General features: G+C 47.7%; 15 protein-coding genes. 12 read left to right on the top strand and 3 right to left on the bottom strand.

Annotated features, from left to right (window positions below; genetic code table 11):
• The first annotated feature begins 4 nt into the window (after positions 1-4).
• The 11 genes from CAP50_RS10810 to lpxC all read left to right on the top strand — a co-directional run bounded on the left by CAP50_RS10810 (position 5) and on the right by lpxC (position 13,275).
• Entirely contained in the window at positions 5-841 is an 837-nt protein-coding gene (locus CAP50_RS10810; RefSeq protein ID WP_100749994.1) for an SDR family oxidoreductase, read from the top strand.
• 105 nt (positions 842-946) lie between these two features.
• Positions 947-1,951, top strand: a complete 1,005-nt coding sequence (locus CAP50_RS10805; RefSeq protein ID WP_100749993.1) for a hypothetical protein — start codon at positions 947-949, stop codon at positions 1,949-1,951.
• 58 nt (positions 1,952-2,009) lie between these two features.
• A complete protein-coding gene (pyrE, locus tag CAP50_RS10800) occupies positions 2,010-2,717 on the top strand; it encodes an orotate phosphoribosyltransferase (protein WP_100749992.1) in 708 nt (235 codons plus the stop codon).
• A gap of 112 nt (positions 2,718-2,829) precedes the next feature.
• Positions 2,830-3,801 carry a glutathione synthase gene (gene gshB, locus CAP50_RS10795; RefSeq protein ID WP_100749991.1) on the top strand — a complete coding sequence of 324 codons (972 nt, stop codon included), beginning with the start codon at positions 2,830-2,832 and terminating at the stop codon, positions 3,799-3,801.
• Positions 3,802-4,094: 293 nt separating this feature from the next.
• Positions 4,095-5,180 (top strand): undecaprenyldiphospho-muramoylpentapeptide beta-N-acetylglucosaminyltransferase, encoded by a 1,086-nt coding sequence (murG, locus tag CAP50_RS10790; RefSeq protein WP_100749990.1) that lies wholly within the window; start codon positions 4,095-4,097, stop codon positions 5,178-5,180.
• 97 nt (positions 5,181-5,277) lie between these two features.
• Entirely contained in the window at positions 5,278-6,717 is a 1,440-nt protein-coding gene (gene murC / locus CAP50_RS10785) for a UDP-N-acetylmuramate--L-alanine ligase (RefSeq protein WP_075100449.1), read from the top strand.
• A gap of 168 nt (positions 6,718-6,885) precedes the next feature.
• Entirely contained in the window at positions 6,886-7,854 is a 969-nt protein-coding gene (locus CAP50_RS10780; protein ID WP_100750096.1) for a D-alanine--D-alanine ligase, read from the top strand.
• Between the two features lie 405 nt (positions 7,855-8,259).
• On the top strand, positions 8,260-9,051 hold the full coding sequence (locus CAP50_RS10775) for a cell division protein FtsQ/DivIB (RefSeq protein ID WP_075100450.1): 792 nt from the start codon (positions 8,260-8,262) through the stop codon (positions 9,049-9,051).
• A 240-nt stretch (positions 9,052-9,291) separates the two neighbouring features.
• Positions 9,292-10,584, top strand: a complete 1,293-nt coding sequence (gene ftsA, locus CAP50_RS10770; RefSeq protein ID WP_198411626.1) for a cell division protein FtsA — start codon at positions 9,292-9,294, stop codon at positions 10,582-10,584.
• A 275-nt stretch (positions 10,585-10,859) separates the two neighbouring features.
• Positions 10,860-12,059, top strand: a complete 1,200-nt coding sequence (ftsZ, locus tag CAP50_RS10765) for a cell division protein FtsZ (RefSeq protein ID WP_075100743.1) — start codon at positions 10,860-10,862, stop codon at positions 12,057-12,059.
• Positions 12,060-12,357: 298 nt separating this feature from the next.
• Entirely contained in the window at positions 12,358-13,275 is a 918-nt protein-coding gene (gene lpxC, locus CAP50_RS10760; protein WP_172953121.1) for a UDP-3-O-acyl-N-acetylglucosamine deacetylase, read from the top strand.
• Between the two features lie 298 nt (positions 13,276-13,573).
• Here the strand turns inward: lpxC and CAP50_RS10755 are convergent, their stop codons facing one another.
• A complete protein-coding gene (locus tag CAP50_RS10755) occupies positions 13,574-14,089 on the bottom strand; it encodes a DciA family protein (RefSeq protein WP_100749987.1) in 516 nt (171 codons plus the stop codon).
• A gap of 240 nt (positions 14,090-14,329) precedes the next feature.
• Here CAP50_RS10755 and CAP50_RS10750 point away from each other — a divergent pair, with 240 nt between their 5' ends.
• On the top strand, positions 14,330-15,058 hold the full coding sequence (locus tag CAP50_RS10750; protein WP_075100453.1) for a CHAP domain-containing protein: 729 nt from the start codon (positions 14,330-14,332) through the stop codon (positions 15,056-15,058).
• 123 nt (positions 15,059-15,181) lie between these two features.
• Here the strand turns inward: CAP50_RS10750 and CAP50_RS10745 are convergent, their stop codons facing one another.
• Both CAP50_RS10745 and CAP50_RS10740 read right to left on the bottom strand, forming a co-directional pair.
• Complete coding sequence (locus CAP50_RS10745) at positions 15,182-15,871, bottom strand: hypothetical protein (protein ID WP_100749986.1); 690 nt, start codon at positions 15,869-15,871, stop codon at positions 15,182-15,184.
• Between the two features lie 311 nt (positions 15,872-16,182).
• Positions 16,183-16,494: a YhbY family RNA-binding protein gene (locus CAP50_RS10740; protein ID WP_075100455.1), complete on the bottom strand. Its 312-nt coding sequence runs from the start codon at positions 16,492-16,494 to the stop codon at positions 16,183-16,185.
• Positions 16,495-16,504: the final 10 nt, after the last annotated feature.

Below are 16,504 nucleotides of genomic sequence, written 5' to 3'. Positions count from 1 at the left end.
TAAAATGAGTATGCACCTACTGATTATCGGACAAGGCGACATCGGACTGCCCGTGACCAATAAACTGGCGCAGGACGGTTTATCAGTCACCGGTCTTGCTCGCCGCACCCGCGAGCACTATGATTTAAATGATCAAGCAAGCTTTATGCAAGCAGATGCCTTGCGCTTGCGCGCTGATGAGCTACAAGACTTTACCCATCTGGCGATTATCGTCACGCCTGATGACTACTCAGCCAGCGGTTATCAAAACAGCTATTTGGCGATTGCTCAGCATGTAGCCGCACTGGCCGAGCAACTACCACATCTGACGCGCGTTGTGTTTATTTCGTCAACGGGCGTTTATGGGCAGGATGGCGGTGAGTGGATAGACGAAGAGACGGTGCCGACCATGCCTAAGCGCGAAGCTTCGCAAATTATCTTGCAAGCAGAAAAGGTACTGCAGCAAGGCTTTGCTGATCGCGCCATTGTTATTCGCCCTAGTGGTATCTATGGGCGCGAGCGTCTGATGCGCCTGCGTCAAGCCCGCGATCCGCAAAAAAAGCCCGTCGCCGCTGCCCACTGGAGCAATCGTATTATGGATAGCGACTTGGTCAATATCATCGTCAACGTCTTGACCATTGCTGCTCCAAAGCCGCTTTATATTGCGACGGATTATGCGCCAGTCACCACCTTGGAGCTTGGTGTTTGGCTCAGTGCGCAAGTGGGAGAAGCACCGCCAGCGATAGCGGATGAAAAAACCGCTGTCACGGGCAAGCGTCTGCACAGCAATATACCATTAGCGTGGCTTGACTATCCTGACTGGCAAGTAGGTTACCGTGATATTTTGCGCCATCAAGCGTAAAATAGCCGTCTATCATCAACCCTATCGTTCAGTTATTTTAAAACCGATACAGCACAGCTGGTACTTAGTTCGCGCTTATCGTTTTTTATCATTGATGGAGATTTCATGACCCAGCCTTCTACTTCTGAGAGCCGCTTATCTACTGCAAAGCACGCAGCAAGCGACATGCTGGCAGAAGGCAATGCTGAGCGCTCCTCTACGTTGCCTGATAGTCAGCAGCCTGCCATCGTGCACCCTAATTTTGATCCAAGCCAAGCGCCGCTCGATCCTGCACGGCCGCTGAGTGATATTCCAGAGCCAGCACGGCGGCTAAACGGTCAGCTGCGCCGGCTTTACGGCAACTCTGCGCGGTTCTATCAGCCTTGTACCAGCAATTTATCGAAATGGGCGCTGATTGCCTCTGAGGCGTTGGCTGAGCATTTGGCGCTATTACAGGCAGCAAAGCTTGTCGAGTTGCCTGACAGCTTTTATCAAAACCACAGCGAACAGCCGCTACTATCGCCGCTCGGTGGCATGATACTGTTGGATATGGCCGATATCCATCAGGCCATGCGCGCGTATCCAGCGCTCCATCGTTATGGTTTTGCGCCTGCTGATCGCTCAGTAAAAACTCACCAAACAAGCGCAGGCTTGCCTGAGAAGACCAAAGCTTCTACCGCCTCTTTGCGCGCTCTTATCAAACGCTATAATCCTGACGAGTTACTAAGCGATGCCTATGCCGATGACTGGCAGGTGATCTTGCAGCCGCAGCAGTTTGAAACGGGCGAGGGCAGCTTGGCCACTGACATCATGGCGTGCAGCGCGGCGGTTCATGCGCTAAAGCAGTGCCAGACACGTAAAAGTATCAATCACCGCTATAGTGCGGCGCAAGTGTGCCAGTACGTACGCAGCTATTTGCTCAGTCAGATGATTTGTGAGCCTGCGCAGCGCCATGTTTATCGGCAAATTCGAGTGTTTGCAGGTCATATCGTGGTCGCCGCCTACCATTTGGGCTGGGACATACAAGTCAGCCACGACGGTCACTGTTACTTTAACCTCTCATCGCGTAATGGCTTATTGATGCGTTATCCCAATATGCAGGATTATGCCATCAACGGTTGGTCAAGCTGATCAATAATGCGTACAATAACGCCACTTTTTTGTCTTTTTTTGCCTATAGGAATATCTCATGCTAAATGCTGCAACTGCTGACGCCCAAACCGCCTCTTTTTCTTCACATCAATTTATTCAGCTAGCGCTTGACAACCAAGTGCTTAAGTTTGGCGAGTTCGTCCTAAAGTCTGGTCGTATCAGTCCCTATTTTTTTAATGCAGGCTTGCTGGCGACAGGTGAGATGTTGTCTTTGCTGGCACGCGGCTATGCAGATGCTTTGGCGGCACAAATGATCAAAAGTGACGAGGCGGACATGCAAGAGCTGGTCATCTTTGGTGCGGCTTATAAAGGCATTCCTTTCGTTGCCGCCACCGCGCAAGCGTTGTGGCAGTATCACGGTATCAACGCCAAATGGGGCTATAACCGCAAAGAGGCCAAAACACATGGCGAGGGCGGTAACTTGGTGGGTGCAGATGTCAGCGGTAAGGCGGTCTGGGTGCTCGATGATGTGATTACGGCTGGCACAGCGATGCGCGAAGTGGTCGAGATACTCGAGCAAGCGGGCGCCAGCGTGGCAGGTATTATCGTGGCGCTTGATCGTAAAGAAAAAGGCCAAGGTGAGCACTCTGCTATCCAAGAGCTGGCCGCGACGCTAAACGTACCAGTACGAGCATTGGTCGATATCGATGATCTGATCAGCTACTTGGCAGCGGCAAATGGCCAGTACAAAGATGCTACCCAACTTGCAAAAATGCAGCATTACCGCGCGCAGTACGGTGTATAGTTGGTCATTATCGTTATAGTGGCTGCTGCTCTGTGATTGACAGTATACAGATCGGCTGTATATCAGTTATATATCAGCGCGCCTAAACCATCTAATATAAATGAGTCTTATTATGAGCCAAGAAAATCAAAAAAAATCCTTACACATACTGGTCATCATGGACCCTATCGAGCAGGTCAATTATAAAAAGGACACCAGCTTGGCGATGATGTGGGCGGCTCAAGACCGTGGTCATACGCTTGGCTATTGTCAGATTCATGATCTGTGGCTGGATCGCGGTCAGTTGATGGCCGATACCCAGCCTGTGACCGTCAAACGTGATCCGGCAGATTTTTATAGCTTGGGCGACAAGGCCACAGGCGCGATCAGTGATTTTGATGTGATTTTGATGCGTAAAGATCCACCGTTTGATATGCGCTTCATTTATGCCACTTATATGCTGGATCATGCCAAAGCGGCAGGCGTGTTGGTGGTCAATGACCCACAAGCGATTCGCGACTGTAATGAAAAGCTGTTTGCCACTTGGTTTAGCGACTATATGAGTCCGACGATTGTGACCAGCAAACAGGCACACATTCGCCAGTTTATCGCCGAGCAACAAGACGTCATCGTCAAACCCTTAGACGGCATGGGCGGCACCGGTATTTTTCGCCTGACCGCTGACAGCCCAAATATCGGGGTGACGTTAGAGATGTTGACCGAGCTTGAGACTTTGCCGATCATGGCGCAGCGCTACTTACCTGAGATCGCTGAGGGCGATAAGCGTGTGCTCATCGTCGATGGCGTGGTGGTTGATTATAGCTTGGCACGTATTCCAGTCAAAGGCGAGACGCGTGGCAATCTTGCGGCCGGTGGTAGTGGGGTGGCGATGCCGCTCACCGATATGGAGCGTCAAGTGGCAGAGGTCGTCGCGCCCATCGTCAAAGAAAAAGGTCTTATGTTTGTCGGGCTGGATTTGATCGGCGGCCGTATTACAGAGATTAACGTTACCAGTCCGACTTGTGTACGCGAGATTGATGACCAGTGTGGCACCGATATTGCTACAGATTTGATTATCGCAATCGAGCACAAGCGCGCTCATTAAACAAAGCAGTAACGATAGCGTAATTTATTACTAAAGTATGTGCACAATGAGAAAAAACCCTTGTGCTAAGATGGGGCCGAAAAATGCGCCTCTAAGCACACGCTAATAACGCCCAAGCTGTGATTTTTCATGGCTTGGATTTTTGTTATGAACTGTGCATAAAGTACTATATATCAGCCCATAATTTACACTATACTATGCCAGCTTTCGGCGGCTCATTTTGGACGGTGGGCCATGACCACGATAGGACAATAAGTGCTTCATATAAATAAAAAAAAGATAGGCAGGGGTTCATGAAAACACCGCATATACTAATGATGGCTGCTGGGACAGGTGGCCACGTGTTTCCGGCACTGGCCGTTAGTGAAGAGCTGAGCAAACGCGGCGCGGTGATTCACTGGCTGGGCACGCCCACTGGTATGGAAAATCGCTTGGTCGAGCCGACAGGCTACCGCTTTCATGCAATCGATATGCAGGGTCTGCGTGGCAAGGGCGTTGGCCGTCTATTAAAGCTGCCGGTGACCCTGCTTTCGGCGACGATGGCGGCTATCAAAGTGATTCGTAGCAATCAGATCGATATGGTGGTGGGTTTTGGAGGCTATGTCACCGCGCCTGGCGGTATTGCAGCGCGTTTGACCAAAACCCCACTGATCATTCATGAGCAAAACGCCATCGCTGGTATGAGCAATCGCTATTTGTCCAAGATGGCGACCAAGGTGCTACAAGCGTTTGAAGATACGTTTGCCAATAGCCAGCAGGATGCTAAGCTTGAGACAGTGGGCAACCCTGTGCGCAACGCCATTACGGGCGTCACAAAGCCTACTGAGCGTTATGATATCCACGACAGCACGCCCTTAAAGCTATTAGTAGTAGGCGGATCGCTGGGTGCACAAGCGCTCAACACTAATGTGCCCAAGGCTTTGGCGCTATTAGATCAGCCGTTTGATGTGCGTCATCAATGCGGCCGTAATAATGAACAAACGACGCAAGCGGCCTACGATCATGAGGATTTGAGCCAGCACACGTTTGTGGTACAGCCTTTTATCGATGACATGGCCGCCGCCTATAATTGGGCAGATGTCATCGTATGCCGTGCCGGCGCTTTGACGGTCACTGAGATTCAAAACGTCGGTATTGCGGCGATTTTTGTGCCATTGCCACACGCGGTGGATGACCATCAAACCGCCAATGCCCGCACGTTAACTGACCACGGTGCTGCGATTTTATTGCCGCAGTCTGAGCTGACCGCGCAGCGCTTGAGCCAAGAGCTGGCGGCACTGGATCGCGCCACGTGTTTGGAGATGGCCAAGAAAGGCCACGCGCTTGCCAATCGCCATGCCAGCAAGCAGGTTGCTGATATCATTTGGCAAACGTTATAGTTTCCACCGTTGTCAGCGACAGGCGTTGAGGCTCATTGTCTTAATCAGTTATTTTGACTTACCCTATTTTATTTGCCTTTAACCAAGAGAATCTCTTATGTCTACCTCTGAAAAATCTCTACCCAAGCGTTTGATCGAAATACCAGAAATGCGCCGTATTCAACATCTGCATTTTGTCGGTATTGGCGGCTCGGGGATGTGCGGTATTGCAGAGGTGATGAACAATCAAGGCTATCAGGTCAGCGGCTCTGATATTGCTGACAGTGTGGTGACGCGCCGCTTACAGCAGATTGGTATCGATATATCGATTGGGCATGACTCTAAAAACATCGCCAACGCCGATGTCATCGTTGTGTCCTCCGCGATTGATCGGAGCAATCCTGAGGTTAAAGCAGCGTTAGAAGCGCGCCTGCCTGTGGTGCGCCGTGCTGATATGTTGGGCGAGCTGATGCGTTATCGTCATGGTATCGCGGTTGCGGGTGCACATGGCAAGACCACCACCACCAGCTTATTGACCACGATGATGGCAGAGGCGCAGCTAGACCCGACCTACGTCATCGGCGGTAAACTCAATGCGTCTGGCAAAAACGCCGCGCTCGGTAGCAGTCGTTATTTGGTGGCCGAGGCCGATGAGTCAGATGCGTCGTTTTTGTCCTTGCATCCGATGGCGGCGATTGTGACCAATATCGATCAAGACCATATGGACACCTACGAAAACAGCTTTGATAAGCTCAAATCGGCTTATATTCAGTTTTTACAAAACATGCCGTTTTATGGTTTGGCTGTGGTTTGCGGTGATGATCCTGAGCTGTATGCGATGATTGATGATATTGGCCGTCCAGTATTGACCTTTGGGCTTGAGCCTTTTAATGATGTGCAAGCGATCGATGTGGTGAGTGAAGGCACCAAGACGCATTTTACCGTATTGCGCCGCGACCGCGAGCCGCTGCGTCTTACCTTAAACATCCCTGGCATCCATAACGTCTACAATGCGCTGGCCGCTATCACCATGGCGACCGATGAAGGCGTCGATGACGAGGCGATTACTCGCGCTTTGCAAAAGTTTGAAGGCGTTGGTCGCCGCTTTGAGCAGCACGCTGCTGTGGATGTCGATGAGGGCGATGTGTTACTCATCGATGACTATGGCCATCATCCAAAAGAAGTCGATGCGACGATTAAAGCGGCGCGCCAAAGCTTTCCGGATCGCCGCTTGGTGATGCTGTTTCAGCCGCACCGTTATACCCGCACACGTGACTGCTATGATGAGTTTGTCGAAGTGCTCTCAAGCGTCGATGAGTTGTTGTTATTAGAAGTTTACTCTGCAGGCGAAAATCCGATTGCTGGTGCTGATACCAAATCCTTAGCACGCAGTATCCGTCTGCGCGGTGAAGTCGAGCCGACGATTATCGATAAGGACAATCTGGCCCCTGCTATGCAGCGTTTATTAAAGGCCAATGACATGCTGATCACTCAAGGCGCTGGTAATGTTGGGCAGATTGCTATCGACTTGGCCGCAAACAACCTTTATATCCAGTAAGCTAAAAGACTTTTAGGAATTATCCTCATGACGATACAAACTCAGCAAGACACTCCAGATAGCCTAGCAGAGACGCTAAAACAAGATGAGCCTATCACTGAGGATAAAACCATTATCATCAACCCAGAGCCAGCCATCGCAGCAGCGGCACAAGCAGGGAAGAGCAGTATGGAAAACAAGCAATCAACCAAAGAGCAGTCATCAAAAGCGGTGACCTCTAAAGTCAAAAATGCTAGTGAATTTGGTAAAGTGGCCGTTGTTTATGGTGGCAGTAGCAATGAGCGCAGCGTGTCGTTAGACAGCGGGGCTGCTGTCTTGCAAGCTTTGCAAAACCAAGGCGTTGATGCCACCCATTTTGATCCTAAGCACCAAGACATCACCGAGCTTCGTCAGTATGATCGCGTGTTTAATGTCTTGCATGGCCGCGGCGGCGAAGACGGCTTGCTACAAGGCGTGCTGCAATGGTTCGATATTCCGCAGACAGGCTCAGGTATTTTGGCCTCGGCACTGGGTATGGATAAAGTACGCACCAAGCAGTTATGGCAAGGGTGCGGCTTATCAACCGCGCCGTTCTCATTATTGACAGCCGACACCGATTGGCAGCAAGTGGTCAATATGCTGGGTTTGCCGCTCATTATCAAACCGGTGCATGAAGGTTCAAGCATTGGCATGACCAAAGTCAACAATCTCGACGAGCTACCGGCCGCCTATGCAACAGCCGTGCAGTGCGGCGACGCGGTCATGGCAGAGCGCTGGATTACTGGTCGTGAGTTTACCATCGTGATCATCGATGACGAGGCCTACCCTGTGATTCGCCTTGAGCCTGCCGATATCACCAATTTCTATGATTTTGAGGCCAAATACAATCGCAACGACACCAGCTACTATATTCCTTGCGGCTTAAGTGCCACCGACGAAAAGCACTTACAAGAGCTGAGCCTTGCCGCGTTCCGTGCCGTCGATGCCAAAGGCTGGGGCCGCATCGATGCCATGCAGGATGAGGCGGGCAATTTTTGGCTGTTAGAAATCAACACAGTACCTGGGATGACCAGTCATAGCTTGGTGCCGATGGCTGCAAAAGCGCGCGGTATGGATTTTGACGCGCTGTGCTGGCATATTTTGTCTCAGACTGTGTAGTGATGGTTACCAAAAGCTGTTTTGTCCGAAAACCAGCAGGGCGTGAAAACGGATAATGTATCGCTAGCGCTGCTGTGTCATAGCTTCATGTAAACTTGTGTAAATTCATAGTCACTCTTTGGGGTTAGGCTATTGTTTGACCACAAAATACGTTAATATTGTAATTATTAGGTTGTTTTGGTGATATTTGTGTTTTTTATGAGCAGCTGTCATAAGTCGTTCATAAAGTAAGAAAAATGTTACATTTAACAGAGCATAAGCGCACTATAAATGTCGTTTTCTCCCAAGTATTTGCTAACCTACTATTTAAGAGGTTTGCACTTAAACGGTTTGCAACATCGATGAGCCAATTTATATCAACAAACAGCATGAGCAATCTATGCAAATATAGGGAAAAAGGTCGTTATGGCTCAAACTGTCAACGAGGCAACTGACTTGATGAGTGATAAAACCCGTCGCCCGACCTCTAGTTTTCAAGTACCGACTTCGGTTAGATACTTATTTATGGTCTTGGTACTAGGTTTGTTGGTACTGATACTACTGATGGGCGGCAAGGCGCTGCGAGATGCCCCGCCAGCTGCTATTCATGTGAGCAATCAGGGCTTGACCGTGACGCAGTATCGTTCGCTCAGTCAAGTGATGAATCAGCAAAAAGTCAGTAGTTTTTTTACCTCTGATTTGCAAGCGCTCAGAGATATCGCAACAGGGCTGGCATGGGTCGATCAAGTGAGTGTCTCACGCGATTGGCAACGCGGCATCGTGGTGACGGCACTGCCCAAACAAGCGATTGCAAACTTTGGTACAGAGCGACTGGTCGATGCAAAAGGCGCGGTTTTTGTGCCTGCTGATAGCAAAGATCTGGCGCAAGAGGGTTTTGCGACGCTGCAAGGTGAGATATCACAAGCACCAGTCATCATGCAGCAAATGCAGCAAGTCAACGACTGGTATGCGCCGCTAGGTATACAGGTCGAGGACATCATCTTATCACCCAGAATGACGTGGCTGATTCGTTTTGATAATGGATTGCGAGTGATTGTCGATAACGAAAATACGGCGCAAAAACTGCTTAATCTGAGTCAATTACTGGCCAATCAATTAAGCGATCGCCGTGATGAGATACAGTCAGTGGACTTGCGTTACAAAAACGGCTTTACCATCTCTTGGGATATCAGCGCGCCACCAGCACGCTCATCATAATCGGTGGTGATGCTGAGTAAAAAATGATAAAAGCCGGCTCAGAAAGATAAGCATGAGCGGTCTTGCACAAACCTGATAAACAGCCAGTCATAGCGCACCGACAGATAGCCGCTGTTTATTTAAGACAAGTTTTTTATTTAGTACAAGTTGTTTATTTACTACAAAGAATATAGCGATGGTTTTAATGATTTAATGGAGACGTCATCTGCTCTCCTGTTTAGCGATAATTTGTCTGGTACCATGAAAAATACTGAAAATCTGGTTGTTGTCCATCTAAGCGCCACGGCAGTATATGTCGTGATAGGCAATGTCGTCTCTGCAACAGACATTCGCATACTGGGCGTGGGACAAGTTAAAAACAGTGATTTTTATCAAGGGCAAATCAAACACCGCGAACGTCTACAAGGCGCCATCAAACAAGCCATTCAAGAAGCCGAAGACACGGCCAATTGCCGCGTGCATAGTGTGTGGCTCACGCTTGCCACGCCCGAGCTCCTCAGTAGCAACAGTGCAGGTGAGGTGCGAGTCGAAGACGAAGTGGTCCGTGCCAAAGACATGGTGCAAGCCCTATCCAATGCCAAATCCCGCGATTTGTCGCCAGATTATTATCTGATGCATTGCTGCCAGCAGGGTATCTATGTCGATGAGCAAGACTATATGGTCGATGATGCCATTGAGATGATGGCGCACAACATCACCGTGATGTATCACATGATGATGATGCCGGTTTCTAGTCGCCAAAATATCCAAAAACTCTTACAAAGCTGTGATGTCGGCATCGATCATATTGTGTTTGATGCGGTGACTAGTGCGGAATATAGCTTGATGAGCGATGAGCGCCAGCAAGGGGTTTGCTTGGTGGATATTGGCGCTAGTACGACCAGTATTTGTGTTTACAAAGAAAACAAGCTGATTTTTACCCATTGTATCGCCACGGGTAGCCATGAGGTAACGATGGACATTTCAGCAGATTTTGGCATCTCGATGATTGAGGCGGAAAAACTCAAAAAAACGTATGGTACCGTCGATGTCAATAGCGTCGATCCCAGCTCGTTTTTTCTTTTTAAGCCACAAGGCTCGAATGACGAGATCAATATCGGTACCTATAATCTGGCACGTATTATTGAAGCGCGCTATATACAGATATTTACCGAAGTGGCGCGTCAATTGCATGAGGCTGACCTAATCGGCTATATTGATAAAGGCATCGTGCTCACAGGCGGCGGTACGGCCATTAAAGGCATGATACCCTTTACCAAAAAGCTGCTCAAAATGCCGGTGGTGCTGACCAATACTCATCCTGCAATCAGCGCACACAATCATTTTGATAATGACGAAGCGTTTAGACAGCTCAATATCCAAGTGAATGATCGCGCTTATCAGACGGCATTTGGTACACTACTATATAGTCAAAGTGAGCAGTTTCGCCGCAGTGAAAAAAGCGAGCCTGAAGCCATCAAAAAAAGCCGTGTCACGGGCGTTTTTCAGAGCGCAGGCCAGCGTTTTGCCAATGTCTTAAAAAAGATACTATGACGCTGCTAAGTGCCGCTGATACTGTTGGGTCATGCTTTTAGTCGAGACACTCTGATATAGGCTTATAGAGGGGTGAGGCAAGAGCGAGACCGACAAACGATAGATTGAGCAGTAAATACCGTGCTAAGACGACATATTACGTCTTAGACAAACTATTTGGGCCATTTACCCTATTTTATTTAAATACATTTATATATAGTATGTCGATAGCGCGCCACATGAGTGCGTTACTACGTATCGAACATTACGCTATCTGCAACTGGAGAATCTTTTTTATGTTAAAATACACCATGCCAGATGATAACCAGCTTCAAAATAACGGCCAAGCAAGCTTCACAGTATTCGGTGTGGGTGGCGGCGGCGGTAATGCGGTTGAACATATGGTACAACAAGGGATTAGAGGTGTAACCTTCGTCTGTGCCAATACGGATAAACAAGCACTTGACCGTCTGACAGCGCCGCATAAACTGCAGCTGGGCGCAAAGACCAACCGCGGGCTAGGTGCTGGTGCCAACCCAGAAGTAGGCCGCGAAGCAGCAGAGAGCGAAGAAGAGGCCATCCGCGGCTTGCTTGAGCATTCAGACATGGTGTTTATTACCGCTGGAATGGGTGGTGGTACGGGTACGGGTGCCGCGCCAGTGGTGGCTCGTATCGCAAAAGAGATGGAAGTGTTGACAGTTGCTGTTGTGACCACGCCATTTAAATTTGAAGGTGGTAAACGCATTAAGGCGGCAAAGGCAGGTATCGAGCAGCTGACCAATTTTGTAGACTCTATCATTACCATTCCAAACGACAAGCTGATGAGCGTCTATGGCAATATCTCAATGCAGGATGCCTTTAAAAAAGCCGATGACGTATTATTGCATGCGGTTCAAGGTATCGCTGAGACCATCGCCAGCGAAGGTATGATTAATATTGACTTTAACGATATTCGCACCGCGATGACAGCCAAAGGTCACGCTATGATGGGAATTGGCCGCGCCAGCGGTGATGATCGTGCTCGTCAAGCCACAGAAAAAGCCATCAGATCGCCACTACTTGATGATTTACGCCTAGAAAACGCCAAAGGCCTGTTGGTCAACGTTATCTCCTCTGAGTCATTATCACTCGACGAGATGAGCAAAATCAGTGAAATCGTCGAAGAAATCACAGACATCGATGACGCGCATATTTTCTATGGCTCAGTGATCGATGAAAAAATGGGCGATGATTTGCATGTTACCGTCATCGCAACCGGTCTTACTTTAGACGAAAACGCTGGCAAAGAGCCGGAAGTGAAAGAGCAACCAGTACCGTCTGTAAACAGTACTCAGCCTGTTGATCCTAACGTACATACCAGTGCGTTAAACAGTCAAAAGCAATCACAAGCGCAAATGTATCAAGACCATGCTGCCCGTGCAAACACTATACAAGAGCAGCCTAAGACCAAAACCAACAGTATTCAAGACTATCTAAAGCGTCAGCAAAACAAGTAGTTTGTCATACAGATTTTGTCTGTCATATAAGATATAGACAAAAAAGCCAGCATACATTGCTGGCTTTTTTGTGTCTGCTGTAGTTTACAAACCTGATCTAAGTGTTAAAAAGTATGACAGATTTTGAGATGTAGATACGGATATAAGAGAAAAAACAGACCACAGATGACGGCAAAAAATCAGTGATAAGTGTTATCAATCAAGGAGATAAGTAAATTAGCTACTTTTAACTATAGCGAAATAGGGGCGGGAAATGGTACACTATGGCAATTGTAACAAAATATGTGAGAAGACAGCCATGAACCAAAGAACCATAAAAACAGCGATAGCCGTTACAGGTACTGGTCTCCATAGTGGTCAGCCTGTTGACTTAGCGTTTCATCCGCAGCCAGTCGATACAGGTATTGTTTTCGAGCGCTCAGACATCGCCGGTAGCCAACCGATTCCAGCCAGTGCCTTTTTGGTACAAGATACCATGATGTCCTCCAATCTGGTCTTTGGAGGTACGCGCGTGGGTACAGTAGAGCATTTGCTTAGTGCGGTTGCTGGACTGGGTATTGATAATTTATTGATTCGCGTGTCGGCATCAGAGATACCTATCATGGATGGCAGTGCGGCGCCTTTTGTCGCTTTACTGCTGGAAGCGGGATTCTGTGAGCAAGAAGCACCCAAAAAATTCATCAAGATTGTGCGACCTGTACGAGTAAAAGTCGATGATAAATGGGCGGAGTTACGCCCTTATGAGGGGTTTGAATTAAACTTTGAGATTGACTTTGATCATCCTGCTATCGACAAAGACTTTCAGCACGCCCAATTGCAGTTCTCGACCCAAAACTTCATCGAGCAGCTCAGCTCGGCTCGTACATTTGGGTTTTTACGTGATATCGAAGCTTTGCGTCAAAACAACTTGGCGCTAGGCGGTAGTATGGACAATGCCATTGTCATCGATGATATGAGCGTACTCAACGAAGAAGGCCTGCGTTTCAATGATGAATTTGTCCGTCATAAAATTTTAGACGCATTGGGCGATTTATATCTGATAGGTTATCCTATTTTAGGTCGTTTTAATGCCTATAAATCTGGTCATGCTCTAAACAATTTGCTGGTACGTGAGATATTATCCAATCATGATAACTTTGAAATTGTAACATTTGATGACAACGTAACTTGTCCTATCGAATATTTGCCACTCAATGGTTTGGCCGTTGAAGGATAAATACAGGAATATACACGAAGTATCGAAACATTTACGCAATATTACATAAGTTGCCCATGCTTACAGTCATAGAATATTCGTATTTTTGAATGTATTGTTTAGCTTACTTTAACAATTCTGCGCTAACCTAGACAATATAAAAGCTGTGGATAATTTTATAATCGTCTATCGCTTTCATTCATTATTTGAATGAAAGCGATAGACGATTTTTTTTGTTTGCGATATTACAAAAACCCAGCGTTCAAGGGATGATTTTCTGTTTTCGTTTACATAACTTTACATAGTAATGAGATGATTTTTAGTGATTTGCTAGGCGCAAAAGTGCTTTTTTGAGGTTTTCATCAGTGGTGACATGCTCTGCAGCCTGTGATATAGTCCGCTTTGTGTTTTGGCTAAGAGCCTGATTTTTATTAGCTTTACGAGATTTTGATGAGGCCGCCGCTAGCCCTGAAGATGATTTTGATACATGATTTTCAGTAGAAGTATTGGCTACAATGACGCGAATTTGCTTGAGTTGTTTAAATGTAATTGACTGCTCATTAAGGACTTGCAAGTACGCGCTCTGTAAATAGCGAATATGGTTAGCAGCCGTCATTGAGCTGACACTGAGCACCAATTGCTCAGCAGTAAGTCCGACGACCCAGCAGCTATTGAGGATTTCCTCAGGTAGACAATCTACCAGTAGCGCTTTTATCTCATTGGTCGCTTTTATATAAAACTGCATATTATCAGCAAGGGTTTGGGGTAGTGCGCTACCAGCAAAAGCTTGATGATCAATAAGCTTGGCAAGCCGATTGGGCTGTTTTTTTGACATCGTGATAACTCATCTAGTAGGTGACAAAAACGATATTTATCATAAACATGCTAACCGCAGTATATAACAAGTGAGTGATGGGGCAGTTGACCAGACCAAAACTATCGGTGTAAGTCACGATAAAAGAAGTGGTTGTGATAAGGATTTTATCATGTTTGCTTGATGTGGATATCCTCTAAATTAATTGATGCGTCGTCATGGATGACGAGCAATCCTGTATTAACCATAGGTAGTAAATTTATGAAACAAGCTTTATTAATTTTGTCAGTATTGGGAATGGGCATAGCACAGACGAGTGGTGCTGTCGAAACGACCTTTCAACCAAATAATACCTTGAGTCATACCGTCACAAACATCTCTACTTCTGTGAGCTACGGTTCTAGTCGCAATATCTATAGCACCAATAGCGGCGCCCATGTTTATAGTAATGATGAAATCAGTCAAGCAATTGACAACCTAAGTGCTCATGCCAAGCAAAAAGAATATCAACTTGCCTCGCTCACCAGCCGCCTCTCTTATGAGCAGCGCCAGCAGCAAGCAAGCCGTGTACCTGATAGCAACTCAGCTCCTGCCATTGCCGCAGCACGTGCTTCACGCGTGGCGTTGTCTAGAAGCTCTGGCTACTGTGCCCGCTATGTCCGTAAAGCCTTGCAATCAGCAGGCTATGAGTTTACGCCAAATCCTTCAGCGTATCAGTACGCCACGCGTGGCACGCTTGCCCAAGCAGGCTTTACCAAAATCAGTAATGACACACCGCATCAGGTGGGTGATGTGATCGTCTATGACCGTAGCTCAAGACGCCCGCACGGCCATATCCAGATTTTTGATGGTACCGACTGGGTATCTGACTTCCGCCAAAAGGGTATCAGCCCATACAGCGGTGTCCATAGTTATACCACATGGCGCGACTCACAATACGTAGATGATGCCTCAGATCGTGGTATCTATCTTGCCATGGCAGACAAATAATAATCCGTTTAGTAATCAGCTGATAGTGAGCTGATTTACCGGTTTTCTCCAAACTCAGTAATGCTCTTTATGACATTACTGAGTTTTTTTATTTGTGTTGTCATAGCACGAAGCACACAACAGCTAAAGCACAAACTTGCACCAATGCTGGCGATTATGAAAATCAGGCGGGGTAGCGTGAGAGGGTGCAAAATATAGCGCCGTCTTATCTAGCCATAAGATAACGCAGGGGTGGAGGTACTCAATCACGGTGCCATATACGGTGTATTGCTGATGCGGCAATGGCGTCACTGGTATATGCAAGTAACGCTCAAAATCAACTGAGCGGGCCAAGTTTACACCTGAGCTTGAGTTTACGCTCGATGTTGGCCAATCGAGCGTGGCACGGGTTTGTATATCTGTCATCAAGGCTGGCGGCGGCAAAGTATCTGGGTGCCGATAGCCATCAAACTGATACAGTGCGTAACGACCATCTGGACTAGCATTGATTTCGATATAAGGTGCGTTTGCCTTTGCCATAGGAGCTTGCGGGATTTTAGCACTGATAAAGCACTCAAGGCAGGTCTCCTCCCACAGATAGTCTGCAAAACCGACCTTGTCTGACTGCCATACTGGCCACTCTAGTCGGTGCGCCATAGAGGGTGTGGGCATGCTGAGCTGATAATGAAGCTGTAGATAAAAAGGCGACGTCTTGCTGATGTCTGCGTGTACGCTCACGCGGATCTCTGATAGCGCAGCGATACTGACACCTAATTGCTGCGCCTGGATGGCGAGGCTGTCGGTGGCTAAACGTAAATGAAAGACTTGGCTCATGATGTAATCACTGTTTTGATACGCACTAGTTTTGATAGGCAGTCTTTTCGATAGGTAGTATGAATACTGCGCGAGGTCTATTGCGCTAGGTCTATATAGTTAATCCTACATAAAAAAACTGCGGTGCCAGAGTGCTACTGATATTTATTTCATAGTAGATTGATTATATACCCATCATGCAAAAAACCGCGAGCAACATGCCGCGCGGTTTTAGGGTATAGCAGATAGCAGGCGTATTGCGGCATGGTCACACACAGCACGACCATTTATTTATCCGCACTAAATCCACACCGCCTCTTTGTGCCGACATACTACTGGGCGTGACGAGTGAGATTAGAGAGTTTTGGATTGGCATTTGGGTTTTGGCGTAGTAGCAACGCCATACGACCGATAGAATGTACCAAAGTGGCGTTTGCCGCCGCCGCAAGCTCTGCGCCGATGGTATCACGCTCTTCTTTGGTGCCGGCCGGTAGTTTTACCTTGATGAGCTCATGATCTGATAAAGCACGATCAATCTCTTCGGTGATGGTGGGAGTGATGCCTTTGTTGCCAATCATAACGATAGGCTTTAGCTCATGGCCGATGCCTTTTAGACGTTTGATGGTAGCGTTATCGAGTTGCATAGAATTCCTA

The sequence above is a fragment of the Psychrobacter sp. L7 genome (genome assembly GCF_002810365.1).
Taxonomy (GTDB): domain Bacteria; phylum Pseudomonadota; class Gammaproteobacteria; order Pseudomonadales; family Moraxellaceae; genus Psychrobacter; species Psychrobacter celer.
This window is presented reverse-complemented; position numbering and strand designations above follow the sequence as displayed.

What these genes read in the sequence shown, in the direction of transcription:
- CAP50_RS10810 (WP_100749994.1), top strand. Translation starts at nt 5, where the DNA reads ATGAGTATGCACCTACTGATTATCGGACAAGGCGACATCGGACTGCCC.
- CAP50_RS10805 (WP_100749993.1), top strand. Translation starts at nt 947, where the DNA reads ATGACCCAGCCTTCTACTTCTGAGAGCCGCTTATCTACTGCAAAGCAC.
- pyrE (WP_100749992.1), top strand. Translation starts at nt 2,010, where the DNA reads ATGCTAAATGCTGCAACTGCTGACGCCCAAACCGCCTCTTTTTCTTCA.
- gshB (WP_100749991.1), top strand. Translation starts at nt 2,830, where the DNA reads ATGAGCCAAGAAAATCAAAAAAAATCCTTACACATACTGGTCATCATG.
- murG (WP_100749990.1), top strand. Translation starts at nt 4,095, where the DNA reads ATGAAAACACCGCATATACTAATGATGGCTGCTGGGACAGGTGGCCAC.
- murC (WP_075100449.1), top strand. Translation starts at nt 5,278, where the DNA reads ATGTCTACCTCTGAAAAATCTCTACCCAAGCGTTTGATCGAAATACCA.
- CAP50_RS10780 (WP_100750096.1), top strand. Translation starts at nt 6,886, where the DNA reads ATGGAAAACAAGCAATCAACCAAAGAGCAGTCATCAAAAGCGGTGACC.
- CAP50_RS10775 (WP_075100450.1), top strand. Translation starts at nt 8,260, where the DNA reads ATGGCTCAAACTGTCAACGAGGCAACTGACTTGATGAGTGATAAAACC.
- ftsA (WP_198411626.1), top strand. Translation starts at nt 9,292, where the DNA reads ATGAAAAATACTGAAAATCTGGTTGTTGTCCATCTAAGCGCCACGGCA.
- ftsZ (WP_075100743.1), top strand. Translation starts at nt 10,860, where the DNA reads ATGTTAAAATACACCATGCCAGATGATAACCAGCTTCAAAATAACGGC.
- lpxC (WP_172953121.1), top strand. Translation starts at nt 12,358, where the DNA reads ATGAACCAAAGAACCATAAAAACAGCGATAGCCGTTACAGGTACTGGT.
- CAP50_RS10755 (WP_100749987.1), bottom strand. Translation starts at nt 14,089, where the DNA reads ATGTCAAAAAAACAGCCCAATCGGCTTGCCAAGCTTATTGATCATCAA.
- CAP50_RS10750 (WP_075100453.1), top strand. Translation starts at nt 14,330, where the DNA reads ATGAAACAAGCTTTATTAATTTTGTCAGTATTGGGAATGGGCATAGCA.
- CAP50_RS10745 (WP_100749986.1), bottom strand. Translation starts at nt 15,871, where the DNA reads ATGAGCCAAGTCTTTCATTTACGTTTAGCCACCGACAGCCTCGCCATC.
- CAP50_RS10740 (WP_075100455.1), bottom strand. Translation starts at nt 16,494, where the DNA reads ATGCAACTCGATAACGCTACCATCAAACGTCTAAAAGGCATCGGCCAT.